Genomic DNA, 18,792 nt, shown 5'->3' on the forward strand with positions numbered 1-18,792 from the left:
AGGAAACCGTATGAGCCTGTCACTCCTGAGCCGCTACGCCTTCTTTGCCGTCTGTGTGATCTTCACCCTCGCCAGCCTGCCTTTTCTTGACAATGACTGGCTCTGGCCGATTACCGCCGTCACCGCCGTCCTCAGTCTGATCGGCCTGTTGGATCTGCTGCAAAGCCCCCACGCGGTGCGCCGCAATTACCCGATCCTGGGCAATATCCGCTACCTGGTCGAAGGCATCCGCCCGGAAATCCGCCAGTACCTGCTCGAATCCGACAGCGACGCCCTGCCCTTCTCCCGGGCTCAGCGCTCGCTGGTCTACTCCCGGGCCAAGAATGAAACCGCCGACAAACCCTTCGGCACGCTGATTGATGTGTATCAGTCGGGTTTCGAATTCATCGGCCACTCCATGCGCCCCGCGCCCTTGAGCGACCCGAGCAGTTTCCGGGTGACGGTCGGCGGCCCGCAATGCACCCAGCCGTATTCGGCGTCGGTATTCAATATCTCGGCCATGAGTTTCGGCTCCCTCAGTGCCAACGCCATCCGTGCCTTGAACCAGGGTGCCAAGCTCGGCAATTTCGCCCATGACACCGGCGAAGGCAGCATCAGCCCCTATCACCGGGAAAACGGCGGCGACCTGACCTGGGAACTGGGCAGCGGTTACTTCGGCTGTCGCACCAGCGACGGCCGCTTCGACCCGGAACGCTTCGCGGCGCAAGCCCGGACGCCACAGGTACGGATGATCGAAATCAAGATGAGCCAGGGCGCCAAGCCCGGCCACGGCGGCATCCTGCCCAAACACAAGGTCACCAAAGAGATCGCCGAAACCCGCGGTATCCTGATGGGCGAGGACTGCGTGTCACCGTCGCGCCACACCGCGTTTTCCACGCCGATCGAAATGATGCATTTCATCGCGCAACTGCGCGAGTTGTCCGGCGGTAAACCGGTGGGCTTCAAGTTCTGCCTTGGCCATCCGTGGGAGTTCATGGGCATCGCCAAGGCCATGCTGGAAACCGGCATCCTCCCGGACTTCATCGTGGTGGACGGCAAGGAAGGCGGCACTGGCGCCGCGCCCGTGGAGTTCACCGACCACATCGGCGTGCCGATGCGCGAGGGCCTGTTGTTCGTGCACAACACTCTCGTTGGGCTGAACCTGCGGGACAAGATCAAACTCGGCGCCAGCGGCAAGATCGTCAGCGCCTTCGACATCGCCAGCGTGCTGGCCATCGGCGCCGACTGGGCCAACTCGGCGCGCGGCTTCATGTTCGCCATCGGCTGCATCCAGTCGCAGAGCTGCCACACCAACAAATGCCCGACTGGCGTCGCCACCCAGGACACCCTGCGCCAGCGCGCGCTGGTGGTACCGGACAAAGCCCAACGCGTGTTCAACTTCCACCGCAACACCCTCAAGGCCCTGGCGGAAATGCTCGCCGCCGCCGGCCTCGAACATCCATCGCAGTTGTCCGCCAAGCATCTGGTGCGACGTATGTCGGCGACCGAGATCAAGCTGTTCTCGCAGTTGCACGTGTTCCTCAAACCGGGTGAGTTGCTGACCGGCGAAGTGAACGGTGAGTTCTACTCGCGGATGTGGCAGATGGCCCGGGCCGATAGTTTCGAGCCCAGTGAAATAGCGGCGGCATGACCTCGCCACCCCGAGCAGAATCGCGCGTCACCAGCGCAGTGTTTTGCTCGGGGCCGGTTCCTTCATCACGATAAAACCGTAATCGCCGATCAGGTAAATCCGGTAGAACCGGCTTTCGACCAACGCCGGATAGCCCTGATAGCCGACCCGCGTCGCATTACGCCGCTCCTGCTCCGCCACCACGTTGGTGATGCCTGCTTTCGGCAGATTTTCGGCCAGCATGTAAAAGTCGGTATTGAGCAAGTAGTGCAGCACTGGCAGCTGTTTGAATGTGCCTGCCGCCGCCACCAACCAATAGTCGGAGTAACTCACCGAGAGGTAGATCCGCCTGGCCTCGCGCAGCGACTGATGGCTGGCGATGTCGTACGCAAGACCGGCCAGTGCCGTGGACGCAAAGGTTTTCTGCACCGTCAGCACCCGGCCATAAGCGAACGACAACGACAACATGGCCAGCAGGGGAATCATCAACAGCAGCGGCAACCGCTCATGGATCGACGCCAGCGCCAGATGCCCCAGGTAGAACAGCAACACCAGCAGCACGGCGAAGCCCATCAAGGTGCGGGCACCTTCGTTGAAGTCGCGGAAAAACAACGCGACACCGGACACCAGCAGCGTCACGACGGGCAAAGTCAGCAAACACATCAGGCCGATCAACAGCTTCTTCGGCCCGCTGTCCTGGCGCGCCGCTACGTTCAATCCCAACCGCACCGCCCCGGCTATCGCGAGCAACAGCAACCCGCCGGACACCCAGAGCCATCCGCCATGGAACAGCAGCACGACTTTTTCCAGGACCCGGCCAATGTTGATCTGGATCTGCAATGAGGGATGCGCCGTCCAATCGAGCAGCAATGTGCGATTGGAGCCCATGAATGGATAAGCACTGACGCTGTAGATCAACCCGCCGAGGATGACCTGAGCGGCTTTCCAGCCCAGCAGGTCACGCCATGGTACCGGGGTGGTTTTATCGTTGGCGGCCCTGAGCAACTCCAGGCAACACAGACCCAGGAACACATTCAGGCTGACTTGATACAGCCCCAGCGCTAAGGCAATCAGGAACGACGGCACCAGCCACTGCACGCCGCGCCAAGGGTGGCGAAAGGTGATCGCGTAGATCACCGCCACCAGGCTCAGGGTCGTGGTGGGACCGTCGTATTGATAAGACAGGTTCTGCAGAAAGAACGGGTTGTACCAGAGCGGCAACAGCACCAGGCAGCAAGCAACGGTGGGCCGACGGAAGTAATGGAACGTCAGGCTTGTCAGCGCCGACGCCATGGCCAGCGTGGCGATCAACAAGGGCAAGGGAAAGATGTTCGGCGCGGCATGGCTGAAGGTCAGCGCGTTGTAGAAAAGCTGGGCGAAGAGTCGGCCCTGTTCGGCCCAGGCCATGCCCGCCGCCAGCGAGCGCCAGTTGTCATCGATGTAGGGATAATCGGCGAGGATCAACGGCAGGACATACACCAGAGTGGCGGCCAGAAAAAACCGCCAGACCTGATGCCGGCTGAGCTCGCGAACGAAGACGTCGCTGAACCGCCCCATTCTAACGCCCGCCCCGGTCTTTACCGCCGACGATGTCCTTGATCACATAACGCGGCCGGTGCTTGGCCTCGATATAGATGCGACCGATATACTCGCCGAGGATGCCGATGCCGATCAGTTGCACTCCGCCGAGAAACAGGATCGCAGTCATCAGCGACGGATAACCGGGAACGCTGTTGCCGAAGAAAATCTTGTCCAGCACCATGTACACCGCATAGAGCACCGCGAACATCGAAATGCCGCCACCGACGTAAGTCCACAAGCGCAGCGGCACGGTACTGAACGAGGTCACGCCTTCCAGGGCCAGGTTCCACAGTTTCCAGACATTGAACTTGCTGCTCCCCACCACCCTTCCTGGCCGCTCGAACTCCACCACTACGGTGTTGAACCCGGCCCACGACAGCACGCCTTTCATGAATAACTGGTGCTCCGGCAAGGAACGGATCACATCGACCACCTTGCGATCCATCAGCCGGAAGTCCCCGACGTTTTCCTCGATGCGGGTGTAGGCGATGCGATTGAGCACACGGTAGAAAATCGATGCGCTGTGGCGCCTGAGGTAGCCGTCGGCGGCCCGGTTGCGGCGCTTGGCGAGTACCACGTCGGCACCCTTTTGCCATTGCTCGATCAACAACGGAATGACGTTGATCGGGTCCTGCAGGTCGACATCCATGGGAATCACGGCATCGCCGCTGGCATGCTCCAGGCCGGCAAACAGTGCCGGTTCCTTGCCGAAGTTGCGCGAGAAATTGATCAGCATGACCTGATCATCCGCCTGGGCAAGTGCCATAGCCTGTTCGGCCGTGTTGTCGGAGCTGCCGTCGTTGATGAATACGATCTCGACTTCGGTGTCGCCTAATCTCAACTCCCTTCGTACCGCCTGATAAAACAGGTTGATGGACTGCTCTTCGTTGAAGACCGGGACAATGAGCGAGATTTTCATTGATCACGTCCGCGAAACACCACGTATTTGGAATATAGAAAACCGAACACCAGGCTCAACGCCGAAAACAGGACCACCGTGAGCAAGCCGTGCAACCGCCAGAGGTCACCCAGATGGCCGATACCCAGGCTCAGTGCCCCCATGCCCAAAAGAAACAGCAGATAACCCGCGACCGTGGCACTGGCGGCGAAAGTAAATTGCGCGTTCATGTAGAAGGAAAATGACGCGGCCACGCAGAAGGCGGCCAGGTTGCTGATCGCCTGACTGAGGCCGGCTGCCACGCTCAACAGGAAAAAGATCTGCCAGTGAATCAGGGTGTTGGCGACCCCGATCACCGTGTAACTGGACAGCCCTTTCCACAACAGTCTCATGTGAGGCTCCCGTTTCAAGAACGTTGCACTTATTGATATTTGAGCCTGTTTACTGTCATAAATCGCAGGTCAAGCGGTCTTTCAGACCAGCGGTTGAGCCTTGGGGCAATGCCCGAGACATCCGGTAATATCCCGGTTTTGCAATTGCCCGCGAATCAGTCCACCCTGCGCGCCGCCGATTGGGCGCGTGGCCTTTGCGCCAGCGGCCAATCCCATTTTTACCCGCTGTTACGAGCCTGCTGTCATGACCTTAGCGCGCGATCACCGGATCGACTTTTTTCGTGGTCTGGCACTGATCTTCATCTTTTGGGATCACGTGCCCCACAACCCTTTGGGGCAAATCACCCTGCGTAACTTCGGTTTCAGCGATGCAGCCGAGGTCTTCGTGTTTCTGGCAGGTTTCGCATCCGTATTGGCGTACGGCAAAGTCCTGGCGCGCGAAGGCTTTCTGATCGCCTGCGTAAAAATCCTGCGCCGGGCGTGGGTGCTCTACGTGGTGCATATCTTCCTGCTGGCGATGCTGATGGGCATTGTGTTTTTCGCCAACAGCCACGTGGAAACACGGGATCTGGTGGAAGAAATGGGCATGCATCACTTCATCAGCAACCCGCAGCAGGCCCTGATCGATGAACTGCTGTTGCGCTTCAAGCCGAACCTGATGGACCCGTTGCCGCTGTACATCGTGCTGTTGGCGGGCTTGCCCCTGGTGCTGCCGCTGCTGGTGCGCAAGGCCTGGGTGGTGGTCTCGATGTCATTGGCGCTGTACCTGATGGTGCCGCTGGCTGGCTGGAACCTGGCGGCCATCAAGGACGGCGTGTGGTATTTCAACCCGGTCGCCTGGCAGCTGCTGTTCGTACTCGGCGGTGCCGCTGCGATTCACAGCCAGCGCCCGCGCCTGCCCCAGACCCGCCCATTGGTTCGCCAGCCGCTGTTTGTCGGTGCGGCGCTGTATGTCGTGGTCGCGGGTGTGTTGACCGTGCTGTGGCGTTGGCCGGACCTACACGATGCCGTGGTGCCGGCGAGCCTGCAAAACATCCTGTACCCCATCAGCAAGACCGACCTTTCCCCCGTGCGCCTGCTGCACTTCCTGGCACTGGCCTACGTCACGGCGAAACTGATTCCCGACAGCGGATGGACACAAAACTGGCTCGCGCAGCAAAGTTGCCGCATGGGCCGTTTCTCGCTGGAGATTTTCTGTCTGGGCGTGCTGTTGGCGCCATTGGCGGACATGGTCAATGCGTTGACCGACGATGCTTTTGCCATGCAGATCTTCACGGCGTTGGTGGGTGCCGGGTTGATGGCGTTGCTGGCGGCGTGGCTGGAGTTCAACAAGCGGTTGACTGGTCCAAAGCAGGTGGTAGTCGCTTGACTGATACCTGTGGCGAGGGGGCTTGTCGGATCGCCGCACCGCCCCGTTCGGCTGCGAAGCAGTCGCAAATCCGATATTTGCGGTGTGTCTGGCACAACTTTAGGGCCTGATCTAGGGACTGCTTTGCAGTCCAACGGGGGCAAGCCCCCTCGCCACAAAAGCCCCGGTTCGCAGATAAATGACTTTCAACAAAAAGCCCCGGCCAATCGACCGGGGCTTTGGCTTTTCAAGCGTTACAACTTACGAAACCGAACGCGCCGCACCTTGCGAAACATTGGTCGGTTGCAGCTTGAACACGTAGAACAGCACCGTCAGCAGCACCAGGAACGCAGGCCCCACATACAGCGCCACGCGGGTGTCCGGGAAGTACGCCATCAGGCCGACCACCAGCACCAGGAACGCCAGCGCCAGGTACGAACTGACCGGGTACAGCCACATGCGATATTTCAGGCCGGCCGCTTCGCTGGCGCTCAGGCCTTTGCGGAATTTCAGCTGGGCCAGCAGGATCATCACCCAGGTCCAGATCGCGCCGAAGGTGGCAATTGCCGTCACCCAGACAAACACCTTTTCCGGCACCAGATAGTTCAGCAGTACGCCCAACAGCAACGCGCCAATCGACAGCAGCAATGCACGACGCGGCACGCCGTTGTTCGAGGTCTTGGCAAAGCCCGCCGGAGCCTGGCCGTTCTGCGCCAGGCTGTAGAGCATGCGCCCGGTGCTGAAGATGCCACCGTTGCAGGACGATAGTGCCGCGGTGATCACCACGAAGTTGATGATGCCGGCGGCGGTCTTGATGCCCAGTCGCTCGAAAGTCATCACGAACGGGCTGCCCTGGGTGCCGATTTCGTTCCAAGGGTAGATCGACAGGATCACGAACAGCGCACCGACGTAGAACAGCAGGATGCGCCAGAACACCGAGCCGATCGCGTTCGGAATGGTCTTCTGCGGGTTCTTCGCTTCACCGGCGGTCAGGCCGATCATCTCCACGCCCAGGTAGGCGAACATCACCATTTGCAGCGACATCAACACACCCTGTACACCGTTAGGCATGAAGCCGCCGTGGGTCCACAGGTTGGAAATACCTAGGGCCACGCCGTCGTTGCCGAAACCGAAGGCGATGATGCCGATACCGCCGAGCACCATCGCAATGATGGTGACGATCTTGATCAAGGCAAACCAGAACTCGAACTCACCGAAGGCCTTGACCGCGATCAGGTTGATCGAGCCCATGCTGATCAACGCAGCGAGCGCCCAGATCCAGCGTGGTACATCGGGGAACCAGATACCCATGTACACCGCCACGGCAGTGATTTCCGCGACGCAGGTCACCAGCCACAGGAACCAGTAGTTCCAGCCGGTCAGGAAGCCCGCCAGCGGGCCGAGGTAGTCTTGGGCATAACGGCTGAACGAGCCGGCGACGGGATTGTGCACGGCCATCTCACCGAGAGCGCGCATGATCACCAGGATCGCCAGACCGCCAATGATGTAAGACAGCATGATGGCCGGACCGGCCATTTCAATGGCCTTGGCCGAGCCCAGGAACAGGCCGACGCCGATACAGGCACCGAGTGCCATCAGGCGAATATGCCGCTCGCCGAGTTCACGTTTGAGCGGACCGCCCTGAGCGGTCTCGCCTTGGGGCAGGTGATTGCCTACGGGCATGGGGGACAACCTCGTCTTGTTATTGGATATGACCACCGAGTGGCGAAGCGCTGACCGATAAGCCATCGCTTCCCGAACCGGTTCTGCTTCGTGGGCAGAGTCGTCTTGTAGGAAAAACCCGCAAGATCAGTGGGAAAAACGGCGCCGAGTATTGCACAACAATGGTGCATCGTCATGCCCCTGCCAAAGTCGTACTTACCCTCGAAAAGGCTCTACTTCAGCCATTACAGACCGCCCCCTTTCTCCAGGTGCGATCACAACTGTGGCGAGGGGGCTCGCCCCCGTTCGGCTGCGCAGCAGTCGCAAAACAGGAAAACGCTGTGTGCCAGACAACCACCAGTCGCAGGTTTTAGCGCTGCTTCGCAGCGCAACGGGGGCAAGCCCCCTCGCCACAAAAACAACAACAGCTTTCTCGCGCCGTCATTCCTTCACGGGTATCAGAGCTTTCACTCAACACATGCAGATCTACCCTGGACAACCGGGTACTAGCCTTGAAGGTGCAATTGATACCCTCAAGGGAAGCAATGGAATGCCAACTCAACCCAACTCCCACCGCTTGCGTCTGGGCCGATATTCCGAGAGCGGTCGGGCATATCTCGTCACCGCCGTTGTTCATGGTCGCCAACCGATCTTTTCGGATTGGCATTTGGGACGCTTACTTGTTTCAGAACTACGTCGAGCTCATGAAACCAACGTAGTGAACTCCATCGCATGGGTGGTCATGCCCGATCACTTTCATTGGCTGATGCAGTTGGAGGAAGGCAATCTTGGGCGTGTCATCGGAGCCATCAAGTCACGTTGCACCCGTGGAGTGAACGAAATCACTGGCCGCCGTGGCCCACTCTGGCAAACCGGCTACCACGACCGGGCCATTCGCGATGGAGAAGATCTTCTGCCGTTCGCTCGCTACATCGTTGCCAATCCACTCAGGGCGGGACTTGTGGATAAAATTGGCGACTACCCGCTCTGGGATGCGTGCTGGCTGTAAACGGACGCCCCTGCACCAAACACTTTGTGGCGAGGGGGCTTGCCCCCGTTGGACTGCGAAGCAGGCCCCTCAATCAGGCAACCCCTGTTGTATCAGACACACCGCAAATACCGGATTTGCGACTGCTTCGCAGCCGAACGGGGGCAAGCCCCCTCGCCACAAGTGCTTCAATCAGCCTGATTATCGGTGCGTCCGTGCATCATTTTGCCCTTCACATTTTCTTCACCCTCGCCAACCACCGTCTAAGCTTGAGTCAAGTCCGATCAATCTGCGTGAATGGATCAGTCGACTATGGGCGCTTTGTGGCAAACAGATTCGAGTAAAACCGTGGTTCCGAATGAAAGTGAGGATGAAGCGCCGTTACCTGAAAAACCCCGTCGTTCCAGACACGGATGGGGTGCGTTCTGGCTATTGCTGTTGATTATCGCGATTGTCGTGGGGCTGGCCGCCATGAGGGAGATGCGCACCTCGAAGTTCCAGGCCCAGGAAGTCAGCAAATACGCCGCGTCACTGAGCTATGAGCTCAAACCCGGCCCCAGCGATGCGATTCGCTATCCGGGGGAAGGTCCATTCGATCGGCGCCTGGGCTACAGCTCATTGGGTGAGTTCCTGCCGCGCCTGATCAAGCGCAATTTCATCGTTGAGGCGCAAACCCGCTTTTCTCCGGCGTTGCTGAAGTACAGCGACAAGGGCCTGTTCGTGCCTTATGCCGAGAAAATCCAGGCCGGGCTGTCGATCACCGACTGCCGCGCAGCGCCGCTGTACCAGTACCACTATCCGCAGCAGCTTTATTCAACCTTTGCCTCGATCCCGCCAGTGGTGGTCAACAGCCTGCTGTTCATCGAAAACCGCTTCCTGCTCGACCCCAGGCAACCGCTGGCCAACCCGGCGGTGGACTGGCCGCGGTTCGGCATGGCGGCGTGGTCCCAGCTGGCGAAGATGTTGCACGTGCCCGGCCAATCCGCCGGTGGCAGTACCCTGGCCACGCAGTTGGAGAAGTACCGGCATTCCCCCGATGGCTTGACAGTCAATGGCGCGGAAAAGATTCGCCAGATGGTTTCCGCCACCGTACGCGCCTATCAGGCCGGGCCACAAACCCTCGAAATCCGGCAGAACGTGGTTCGTGACTACCTCAACAGCGTGCCGTTGTCAGCTGTACCGGGCCACGGTGAAGTGCACGGCATGGCTGAAGGGTTGCGCGTGTGGTACGGCTCCGACTTCAAACAGGCCAACGAAGCACTGTCCAGCACCGCTACGGATCCAAAAACCATGGCGGAAAAAGGCCTGGCCCTGCGTGAAATGCTGTCGTTGATGATTGCCCAGCGCCGCCCGTCGCACTACCTGACCAAGGGTCACGATGAACTGGCCGACCTCACCGACAGCCATATACGCCTGCTGGCACAAAACCATGTGATCGACGCCGAGTTCGCCGCCGCCGCCCTGGCCAGCAAAGTGATCTACCGCGACTGGGCCACCCAGCCGACCATTCAACCGATTGAAACCAACAAGGGCATCAGTGTCGCGCGCAGCCGTCTGGCCGGCATGCTCAATCGCCCGCTGTATGATCTCGACCGCCTTGACCTCTCCGCCACCAGCACCCTGCAAGGCCAGCTGCAAAGCGAGGCCACCGAGTACCTGAAAAAACTGGCCGACCCTGAGTTTGCCACGCAAATCGGCCTGATCGGCGAACGCCTCCTGACCACCACCAGCACCACCCAGGTACGCTACAGCTTCACCTTGTTCGAACTGACCCCGGACGGCTCGCGGGTGCGGGTGCAGACCGACAGCACCGACCAGCCATTCGACATCAACGAAGGCAGCAAACTGGAACTGGGCTCCACCGCGAAAATGCGCGTGCTGACCACCTACCTGCAAATCATCGCCGAGTTGCACGACAAATACGCCGGCATGGCCGTTCCGGAACTGAAGAAAGTCGACGTGCCGGATCAGGATCGCCTGAGCCGCTGGGCGGTCGACTACCTGATCGAAAACAAGGACCGCGACCTGCAAAAAATGCTCGGCGCCGCCCTGGACCGCAAATACTCCGCCGGCCCCGGCGAGGCGTTTTTCACCGGGGGTGGCCTGCACACGTTCCACAACTTCCGCAAGGAAGACAACGGCCGGATACCGCCCCTGCGCGACGCTTTGCGCGAATCGATCAACCTGCCGTTCATTCGCCTGATGCGTGATCTGGTGCGCTACACCACCTACTCCGGCCCGAACAGCAGTGCCGAACTGCTCAAGGATGACCGCAACCCGCGGCGTCAGGAGTACCTGGCCGAATTCGCCGACCGCGAGGGCACTTCGTTCCTGCTCAAGTTCTGGAAGAAGTACAAGAACAAGGACACCCAGGACCGCCTCGACACCTTCCTCGACAGCATGCGCCCGACCCCGATCCGCATGGCCGCCGTGCACCGCTACCTGCTGCCGCAGGCCAGCCAGGAAAGCTTCAACGCCTTTGTGCGCTCGCACCTCAAAGGCGCCAAGCTCACGGAAAAGCTCACCGACGAACGTCTTGTGCGGCTCTACGAGGCCTACGGTCCAGGCTCCTACGACTTGCCGGACCAGGGCTTCATCGCCAAGGTCCACCCCCTGGACCTGTGGCTGATGGGCTACCTGCTCAATCACCCCGACGCCAAGTGGAGCGACATCGTCAAAGCCAGCCAGTTCGAGCGCCAGGAGGTCTATAGCTGGCTGTTCAAAAGCCGGCACAAGGGCGCCCGCGACAGTCGCATCCGCACCATGCTGGAGATCGAAGCGTTCCTCGACATCCACCAGCGCTGGCAGAAAGTCGGCTATCCGTTCGACCACCTGGTACCGTCGCTGGCCACCGCCATCGGCAGCTCCGGCGACCGTCCCGCAGCCCTGGCCGAATTGATCGGCACCATCCTCAACGATGGCGTGCGCATGCCGACCCTGCGCATTGACAGCCTGCATTTTGCCGCGAACACCCCCTTTGAAACCCAGCTGATCAATGACCCGGACGTCGGCAAACGGGTGATGCCGTCCGAAGTAGCCACCGCCATGCGCGAGGCCCTGTCGCAAGTGGTCGACGCCGGTACCGCCAAACGCGTGGCCGGCAGTTTCAAACTGCCCGACGGCAGCCCGCTTGCGATGGGAGGCAAGACCGGTACCGGTGACAACCGCATCGAGGCCATCGGGTCCGGTGGGCGAATCTTGAGTTCCAAATCGCTCAACCGCACGGCGACCTTCGTGTTCTACATAGGCGATCACCATTTCGGCACCCTGACGGCGTTCGTGCCAGGCCGCTCGGCGGAAAGCTTTACCTTCACCTCGGCGTTGCCGGTGCAGGTGCTCAAGGGCATGGCACCGATCCTCACGCCTTACCTGCAACCGGGCACCCACACGATGTGCCAGCCAACCGAGGTGGCGGCGAGCCGCTAAGCCCGACTCAACGAAATGGAACGATGGCGGTACATATGTATTTTTCACTCTTTGATTTTTGGAGAATCGAGTCGCACCCGGCACCTTTAACAACCAATCTTTGCGCTTTTTTTAGGCTACATGCTTACCTAGTCTGGTCGTCCCCGGTACTGATCAAAGGACGATCAAACAATGCCCATTACCCCCTCGGCGATTCAAGGATCAGACCCGATCGCCATCGCCCCATTCGATAAAAGCATCCACTTCCATCAGGTCAGAAAGGCGATTCCGTCCTGGCTGTTGAACACCTCCCCATCTCGTGTCGATGCGCTGAAATCTGTCAGGCTGACGCTGCCCGACTGGCACAGGACCGCGTCGACAACCGCTCACCGCAAGTTGAAAAAAGCCAACCAGCTTAACTGGACCTCGCAGAACACCGTGGATCAGGCCCTGCGCGATCTGCTGGATATTTCAGCCTTTGCCAAACCCCTGCTGCAGCAAAAACTGAGGGACCGCTTCGGCGTCGAAGACGATGTCGAGGAAACCTGGCTGCGCCTGTATGCCCCGGTTAAGACGGCCTGGTGGGTCCATGACTTTTCCGCAGGAACCACCAGTCGCACCATCTCGCTGCTGGATGCCGCGCTGCACAACTTTTCCCAAGACGAGGCGTTCACCCAAGATTCCGAATTCATCACCCGCCCCGACGCACGTGGGCATTTCAACGTCAAACAGCTCAAGCACAAACTGAGCATCGAGCAGTTCAAGTCCGTGTGTCGCGAACTGGACATCGGCGCCCGCTATCAACAGCACCTGCAAGACACTTTAAAGCCGAGCGACAAGGCAGCGAGCAATGTCCTGCGCCAAAAAGTCGTTCTCAGCCAGAAAAGCGCACTGAATGTCGCCGCGCAAATGGCCCTGATGAAGCACGACATCGACCAGGATGCCTATGACGTGGTGCAAGGCATGCTCGAGGATCGTTCACGGCTGAAGTGGAACGGCAAACCCGTCGACTATTACAACCTGGCGATGATGGACACGCGCCTGAGCGGCATCATCCTGATCGCGGCGGATACAGCCAGTGCCAGCGGCCCGGTCCCGGTGATTGCCTATGTGCCCCATGACCCGCAGCACCCGCTCAAGCAATACCCTTCGTCTCTGGAATTCATGGCGGAACTGACACGTCAGTTGCGCGATGGCGCATCGGTTAAAAGCTATCAACAGTTCTTCAGCCAGTTCGTGCCCCATGAGCAACGCGGGCATTTTTTTGCCGGATTGAACACGCGTCTCAGCATGGTGAAATGGCAACCGGTTGCCGCCGGTTCCAGCTTGCCGAGCTGGCGCGAAACGCCTGTGGATAAACCCGATCTGCATTTCAGTGTGTCGAGCATCAAGACCGACCGCGCGACGACCTTCAACAATGACCTGTGGGGCTACCGCTACCGGCAGACCCTCAACAAGATTTTCAACGATGCCCGGGAGATCGCCATCTCCACCGAATACGCCGACCGCATGGCCCGCTGGGCCTGGTGGGACAACCTGGAAAAAATGCTCTCGGACATCCTCACGATCGTCTTGCTGGTGGCGACCCCATTTGTGCCTGTCCTGGGCCCACTGATGCTGGCGTACACGGCCTATCAATTGACCGATGGCGTGGTCGAAGGCCTTGTCGACCTGGCCGAGGGACGCTTGGCCGAGGCCGGCGAGCAGACCCTCGGCGTCCTGGAAAGCGTGGTCCAGTTGGGCGTATTCGCGGCGGCAGGCGCCGTCGGCAATGTTGCACAGGCGAAGCTTTCGCCGTTTTTCGAAGGCCTGAAACCGGTGCAACTGGCAAACGGTGAGACGCGATTGTGGAACCCTGATCTCAACCCTTATCAACGCACCGACGTGGAATTACCCGCGGATGCCCGGCCTGATGATCAGGGCATTCACCAGCACCAAGGCCGGCGCATAGTGCGCCTGAACGATCAACACTTCGAAGTGCTGGAAGACCCGGTGACCGGGCAACAACGCATCCGCCATCCGCAGCGTTTCGATGCCTATGCACCGACCCTGCGCCACAATGGCCGTGGGGCCTGGGTCTGCGAAACCGAAAACCCGCGGGAATGGGAAGGTCCGAGCCTGATGCGCCGTCTCGGCCACAGCACCGATGGTTTCAACGACGAACAACTGGAGCAGATTCGCCAGATCAGCGGCACCGATGAAGCCGAGCTGCGCAGGGTGCACGTTGAAAGCGCCCCGCCGCCACCGCTGCTGACCGATACCCTGCAACGCCTGGCTTCACCGCCAATCGCGCCCGCCGCGGTACCCGCTGAAATCGCGCCGCTGTTCAGCGATTTCCCCGAGCTGCCGGCGACCGTTGCGGAACAAATCCATACGCGTGCCAGCGCCGCGGAACGTCAACGGATTACCCAGGAAAACCGCCTGCCTTTGCGCATGAGGACCCAGGCCCGAGAGCTGCAATTCGAAACACAAACAGTACGAGCGGCCCAGGGTCTGTACCCGAGCGCATCAATCACTCCCGACACCGAGCGCCTGGTGCTGGGCACCTTGCGCTTTAACACCGATACCTTCGGCGACCTGCGTCTCGAGATTCGTCAGGGCACATTCGATGGCGAGTTGCGTTACAGCGTCGGCCCCGAAGACGCCACGCGGGTGCGGGTGTTGATTCGCGATGATGCCGGGCAGTATCAGGTGCGTGATCGCGAGGATCAGCCGATCCATGAAGCCGATGACTTTTTCGAAGCCGTCCTGCAAGCCACGCAGGAGAATGGCCGAAACAGCCTGGGCTACAAACCGGGTGACGGCGACAGGTTCCGCCAATGGGTCATGGTCAAATCGGCCCAGCCCAGCGAACGCCGGACCGTACTCGCCGACCCGCCCGTTCGCCCGGTGGCCGAGCATGAAACGATGTTGCTGGTGCGTGGAGGCTGGCTCAGCAGGGAAGGCCTGACACTGCACGAACGCATCCAGGATCTTTATCCGCATTTCAGCGAGGCCGAGGTCGACAATTTCGCCACTGCCCTGACCAACCAGGGTGAACCGCTGAGGCTTCTGGAGGAACAGGAAAACGATCTCAACCAGCTGCGCAATCTCATCGATTTGTGGAGGGCGGAGTCCGCCGGGCTGGATGCCGATAATCCGATGCCTTTGCGCGGTGTTCGACAACACATTGCCGAGCGTTTACTCGCCTGTTTCGAACGAAAGAATACCGAGCTCGGCAGCCGTACCGAACTCCATGGCTATGCGTTGGATCTGTCTCGGGAGCTGCTTCCGATAGATCTGGAGTCCGAATGGCCGAAACGACCGCAACTGAAAAGGTTTCTGGACAAGGTCACCATCCTGAAACTCGATAACACACTGTTTTCCACCAAGGCGAATGGCTTGCTGAAAGATTTCCCCAACCTGCGCGAACTCAGCGCCAACCGATGCTACCTGACGCAACTGCCGGAAAACATCGGCGCCATGCATCGGCTCGAACGCCTGCGTTTGAGTGACAATCACATCGCGCTGGACGCCGCCGCCGTCGAGAAACTCAAACACCTGACCTACCTGGAAATTCTGCGTCTGGACAAAAATCCTCTGGGCAGGCCTGTCGATATCTCGCGCATGCCCCGGCTGAAGGTCGTCGGGCTGCGCAACACGGGCATTACCACCTGGCCCGAAGGTACGCTGAGCAAAACCAGGCCCCGCGGTTTTCTGCTGGATCTTCGGGATAACCCGATCAGCGTGATCCCCGAGGTGGTACCCGGCTCACCGCAGGCCTGGGTCGTGGCACGCACCCGGCTGGACGTCGGCAACCTGTCGGAAGCAAACCAGGTTCACTATCAGGCGGTTCGCCGCTCGGTGGCGCTGCCTCCGGAGCCCATCGTGCCCTACAACAGCCAGGCCGAGTGGGTGGTCAGCTCGGATTACAGCGCGAATCACTGGAGCGATGTTCCCAGCTGGGGCATGGACCGGACCAATCTCTGGTCGGAGCTGGCCGATGAGCCTCAGGCACAGGGTTTCCTGAACGTATTGCTCGATACCCGCCTGAGCCGCGACTTCCAGAACCCCGGCCCGGCCCGGGATCAACTGGTGCAGCGTGTCTGGCGCATGCTCGATGCCGTCTACGTCGACACGCCTCTGCGGGAGAAGCTGTTCACCATGGCCGTCGCGCCGGTGGATGGCGCCGACGCCGGTGCGCAGTTGTTCAATCACATGGGCATTGATGTGCTCGCCTATGAGGCCCACGCGTATTCCACCGACCCGGCGCAGCAGGAGCAGAAGCTGGTGACCCTGGCCAAAGGCGCGGCGCGGCTGGAACAGGTCAACGACATTGCCCGTGCCGATGTCGCCAGTCGTGGCGGCAACCCGGACGAAGTCGAGGTCTACCTGGCCTATCAGACCGGATTGGCAGAGCGCCTCGACCTGCCCTGGCAATCGAAGGGCATGTTGTTCCGGCCGGTGTCCGGCGTCACTGACGCGATGATCGATCAAGCTTTTGACACGGTGCTGGCACTGGGTGAAGGCGATGGACTGGTCGATCGAATGCTCGAACAGGACTTTTGGCAAAACCATTTGAACGAGCGCTATGCGACCGACATGGAAGCCAATAAACGTCGCTATCAGGGCCTGTCGGATCAACTGGACACTTTGCGCACGACCCAGCGCGAATGGGCTGAATCGACGTCGGATACTCAGCGAGCTGCCCTGCGCAGCCGGCTCAGGGAACTGATGAACGATCTGCCGGCGCCGGACACGGTGGTCTTTGCCGATGAGCCATTGAGCGATGGAATTTTCGATCGCCTGCTGGTCGACCTCGGTGATGCAGAGAAAGAACTGTCGAGGCGCTTGACCCGTCAAGCCATGAAGCGCGCCGGCCAGTAAAAAGCATAAACATGAGTGTCAGGCGGCATTGATGCTGGATGTGCCTGCCTCATCGCGAGCAAGCTCGCTCCCACAGGGGATCGGTGGTCACCACAAGATCTGTGTACGACACCCATCCACTGTGGGAGCTGGCCTGCCAGCGATGGCGGCAGTCCCGGGCCTCAGACTTCGGAATCCCAGATCACGGTGACCTTGCCCTGGTAATAGGGACCGACACCGGGCGACAGCATGAATTGCATCTGTCTCTCCGGTACTTCGAAGTGCAGAACACCCGGCGCCCTGTCGACGTAGAAGCCCGGCTGGAAATTCAGCGCATTAGTCGCTCCCGCTCGCAAACGCATCCGCCTGACGGGTTGTCCGCTCATGTCGGTCAGGCCATTGGGCAGGGTGACATAGACCTGCAGCTCCACCCCCCGCCTGGAAACGCGATCATCGAGCATGCAGTCGTATGAAAAGGTGCTCCACTCACACTCCATGTACATCTTGAAACGCGAGGAGGCCGAGATGTTGAAGGTCTGGTCACGGAACAACCGCACCGGTTTGCGCCCCGCCTGCAACCAGCTCTGCCAGCCACCGGCCGGTACCAATTGGACTTTCTCACCACCGGGCGGAATGTCGACCTTGAGGGTGTGTTGAACGTCGAGGTTGAAGTTCATGGTCAACACCGGACTGCTCGGCAGCATGACATCGCCGAAATCGAAGTCGCCGTTGGGACCGACCGTATAGGTCAGCGAGCCTGTGTAATTGCCTGCCAACATGCCCAATGGATTGGGCGTGACCAGTTCATAGGAAAAATCCAGATGGTCGTAGCGCAACCAGGGGACATCGAACTTCGCCTGTTTATTACACGCGGCCTGCTCCGGTGCTTTCCAGAAAAAACCATAGGAGGTGGGGCGGTAGTAACCCACACCGCTGTAAACACACGGCGACGGCGCGTACACCCAACTCTGCCCCCACAACAGGTTATGCGCATTCCGGGAGTCATCGTTGGTGTCCCCTGTCAACTTCCGAACATCCTCGGTCACATACTTGGAGCCCACCCCGGTAATCCGCATTCTTACCTGTTCCACCGCTCCGGATTCATGACGCACTGACAGCTCACGCCATTGCGCTGGCACCGTGATTGTTGCGCCCTGCCGCGGTGATGCATGGTTGGCCGGAATCGCGCGACTGGATTCGAATCGAATCGGAACTTGCAGGCTGAACGTCTTGTTTTCCTCACATTGCTCCGGATACAGCTGACAGTAGCCACTGGGTGGCGTGGTGTTCTTGAATTGGTTGATGTGCGGATACGCTGAATCGGGCTTGAACAAAGCTGTAATTGATACGTCTTGCGCCAACGCCTGGGGCATCAGCCACCACACCATTAAAAGGCTCCATAACCAAAAAATCCGTCTTGAAAACAAAACACCTGTGACATTCATCTGTATCCATCTCCGAAAAGCCGCCCTGCTCCCTGGGTGGCGATATCCACTCGACATTCAAACGCTGCAACACCCGTGTGCTCTCACACTTTTGGGCCCTGTCAAAAACAGATCAGGGTGCCGCGGCACTGAAAATCAATTGCACCGTTCCGTAGTAAGTGCCGGGTTTGTAACCACCCACCGGCTCTTTCGGCTGGACTTCCAAAGCAAAGCGCCCGCCTGCCATGGCCTGCGCCGCCGATACCACTTCGCGCGGCGTCGCCTCGTGGCTCAACTCCTGGCCATTGAAGGTGACCCGCAAGTAGATGTTCTGGTCCTCCCGCCCGTTGAACAGATAGGGCTCGGCGTCCAGCCGCGCTTCGATCGCACTGGTGTCGTGCTTGACGTCGAAATTCTTGCGCAACCCTTCGAGCTTCGACGTGTTGCGATTCCACGGCAGGGTCTGTTCCAGATGAATCCAGTTCGTCTCGGCCGGTAGCACGTAAAAGCCCAGGGTCGGAATATCCGCCCACACTTCGAACGTGCGCTCTTCCCGTGCCGCGAAAACCTGGGCACACGTCATCACGCCCACACAGAGGGCGATGGCCGATTGCTTGATCATGTCAGTTACCTGTTGCGA

The 18,792-nt window shown here is 59.8% G+C and carries 11 protein-coding genes; 5 read left to right on the forward strand and 6 right to left on the reverse strand.

The genetic code is table 11. The annotated features are described in order from the left end of the window. Positions 1 to 10 precede the first annotated feature (10 nt). Entirely contained in the window at positions 11 to 1,630 is a 1,620-nt protein-coding gene (locus J4D25_RS09610) for an FMN-binding glutamate synthase family protein (RefSeq protein ID WP_057716237.1), read from the forward strand. Positions 1,631 to 1,657: 27 nt separating this feature from the next. Here J4D25_RS09610 and J4D25_RS09615 read toward each other — a convergent pair whose 3' ends face one another. The 3 genes from J4D25_RS09615 to J4D25_RS09625 are packed head-to-tail and all read right to left on the reverse strand — an operon-like array spanning position 1,658 to position 4,480. Next, on the reverse strand, positions 1,658 to 3,166 hold the full coding sequence (locus tag J4D25_RS09615) for a glucosyltransferase domain-containing protein (RefSeq protein WP_057716238.1): 1,509 nt from the start codon (positions 3,164 to 3,166) through the stop codon (positions 1,658 to 1,660). Position 3,167: 1 nt separating this feature from the next. After that, positions 3,168 to 4,109 (reverse strand): glycosyltransferase family 2 protein, encoded by a 942-nt coding sequence (locus tag J4D25_RS09620; protein WP_057716239.1) that lies wholly within the window; start codon positions 4,107 to 4,109, stop codon positions 3,168 to 3,170. Further along, positions 4,106 to 4,480, reverse strand: a complete 375-nt coding sequence (locus tag J4D25_RS09625) for a GtrA family protein (RefSeq protein WP_057716240.1) — start codon at positions 4,478 to 4,480, stop codon at positions 4,106 to 4,108. The genes J4D25_RS09620 and J4D25_RS09625 overlap by 4 nt, the downstream gene beginning before the upstream one ends. 244 nt (positions 4,481 to 4,724) lie before the next feature. On the opposite strand from J4D25_RS09625, the gene J4D25_RS09630 reads away from it, so the two are divergent. Then, entirely contained in the window at positions 4,725 to 5,849 is a 1,125-nt protein-coding gene (locus J4D25_RS09630) for an OpgC family protein (protein ID WP_057716241.1), read from the forward strand. Positions 5,850 to 6,089: 240 nt separating this feature from the next. Here the strand turns inward: J4D25_RS09630 and J4D25_RS09635 are convergent, their stop codons facing one another. Continuing rightward, the gene (locus tag J4D25_RS09635; protein WP_057716242.1) at positions 6,090 to 7,511 is read right to left on the reverse strand and encodes an amino acid permease; all 1,422 of its coding nucleotides are present in this window, start codon (positions 7,509 to 7,511) and stop codon (positions 6,090 to 6,092) included. Between the two features lie 529 nt (positions 7,512 to 8,040). On the opposite strand from J4D25_RS09635, the gene J4D25_RS09640 reads away from it, so the two are divergent. The 3 genes from J4D25_RS09640 (at position 8,041) to J4D25_RS09650 (ending at position 16,749) form a co-directional block, all read left to right on the forward strand. After that, positions 8,041 to 8,499 carry a transposase gene (locus tag J4D25_RS09640; RefSeq protein ID WP_057716243.1) on the forward strand — a complete coding sequence of 153 codons (459 nt, stop codon included), beginning with the start codon at positions 8,041 to 8,043 and terminating at the stop codon, positions 8,497 to 8,499. A gap of 291 nt (positions 8,500 to 8,790) precedes the next feature. Next, the gene (locus tag J4D25_RS09645; RefSeq protein WP_057716244.1) at positions 8,791 to 11,904 is read left to right on the forward strand and encodes a transglycosylase domain-containing protein; all 3,114 of its coding nucleotides are present in this window, start codon (positions 8,791 to 8,793) and stop codon (positions 11,902 to 11,904) included. A gap of 171 nt (positions 11,905 to 12,075) precedes the next feature. Next, complete coding sequence (locus J4D25_RS09650; RefSeq protein ID WP_057716245.1) at positions 12,076 to 16,749, forward strand: dermonecrotic toxin domain-containing protein; 4,674 nt, start codon at positions 12,076 to 12,078, stop codon at positions 16,747 to 16,749. A 161-nt stretch (positions 16,750 to 16,910) separates the two neighbouring features. Here the strand turns inward: J4D25_RS09650 and J4D25_RS09655 are convergent, their stop codons facing one another. Beyond that, positions 16,911 to 18,173, reverse strand: a complete 1,263-nt coding sequence (locus J4D25_RS09655) for a hypothetical protein (RefSeq protein ID WP_057716246.1) — start codon at positions 18,171 to 18,173, stop codon at positions 16,911 to 16,913. Positions 18,174 to 18,285: 112 nt separating this feature from the next. Next, on the reverse strand, positions 18,286 to 18,774 hold the full coding sequence (locus J4D25_RS09660) for a CS1 type fimbrial major subunit (protein WP_057716247.1): 489 nt from the start codon (positions 18,772 to 18,774) through the stop codon (positions 18,286 to 18,288). Positions 18,775 to 18,792 lie beyond the last annotated feature (18 nt).

Source organism: Pseudomonas sp. GW456-L13 (genome assembly GCF_017350115.1).
Classification (GTDB): Bacteria; Pseudomonadota; Gammaproteobacteria; order Pseudomonadales; family Pseudomonadaceae; genus Aquipseudomonas; species Aquipseudomonas jessenii.

What these genes read in the sequence shown, in the direction of transcription:
- J4D25_RS09620 (WP_057716239.1), bottom strand. Translation starts at nt 4,109, where the DNA reads ATGAAAATCTCGCTCATTGTCCCGGTCTTCAACGAAGAGCAGTCCATC.
- J4D25_RS09655 (WP_057716246.1), bottom strand. Translation starts at nt 18,173, where the DNA reads ATGAATGTCACAGGTGTTTTGTTTTCAAGACGGATTTTTTGGTTATGG.
- J4D25_RS09625 (WP_057716240.1), bottom strand. Translation starts at nt 4,480, where the DNA reads ATGAGACTGTTGTGGAAAGGGCTGTCCAGTTACACGGTGATCGGGGTC.
- J4D25_RS09640 (WP_057716243.1), top strand. Translation starts at nt 8,041, where the DNA reads ATGCCAACTCAACCCAACTCCCACCGCTTGCGTCTGGGCCGATATTCC.
- J4D25_RS09635 (WP_057716242.1), bottom strand. Translation starts at nt 7,511, where the DNA reads ATGCCCGTAGGCAATCACCTGCCCCAAGGCGAGACCGCTCAGGGCGGT.
- J4D25_RS09645 (WP_057716244.1), top strand. Translation starts at nt 8,791, where the DNA reads ATGGGCGCTTTGTGGCAAACAGATTCGAGTAAAACCGTGGTTCCGAAT.
- J4D25_RS09615 (WP_057716238.1), bottom strand. Translation starts at nt 3,166, where the DNA reads ATGGGGCGGTTCAGCGACGTCTTCGTTCGCGAGCTCAGCCGGCATCAG.
- J4D25_RS09610 (WP_057716237.1), top strand. Translation starts at nt 11, where the DNA reads ATGAGCCTGTCACTCCTGAGCCGCTACGCCTTCTTTGCCGTCTGTGTG.
- J4D25_RS09630 (WP_057716241.1), top strand. Translation starts at nt 4,725, where the DNA reads ATGACCTTAGCGCGCGATCACCGGATCGACTTTTTTCGTGGTCTGGCA.
- J4D25_RS09660 (WP_057716247.1), bottom strand. Translation starts at nt 18,774, where the DNA reads ATGATCAAGCAATCGGCCATCGCCCTCTGTGTGGGCGTGATGACGTGT.
- J4D25_RS09650 (WP_057716245.1), top strand. Translation starts at nt 12,076, where the DNA reads ATGCCCATTACCCCCTCGGCGATTCAAGGATCAGACCCGATCGCCATC.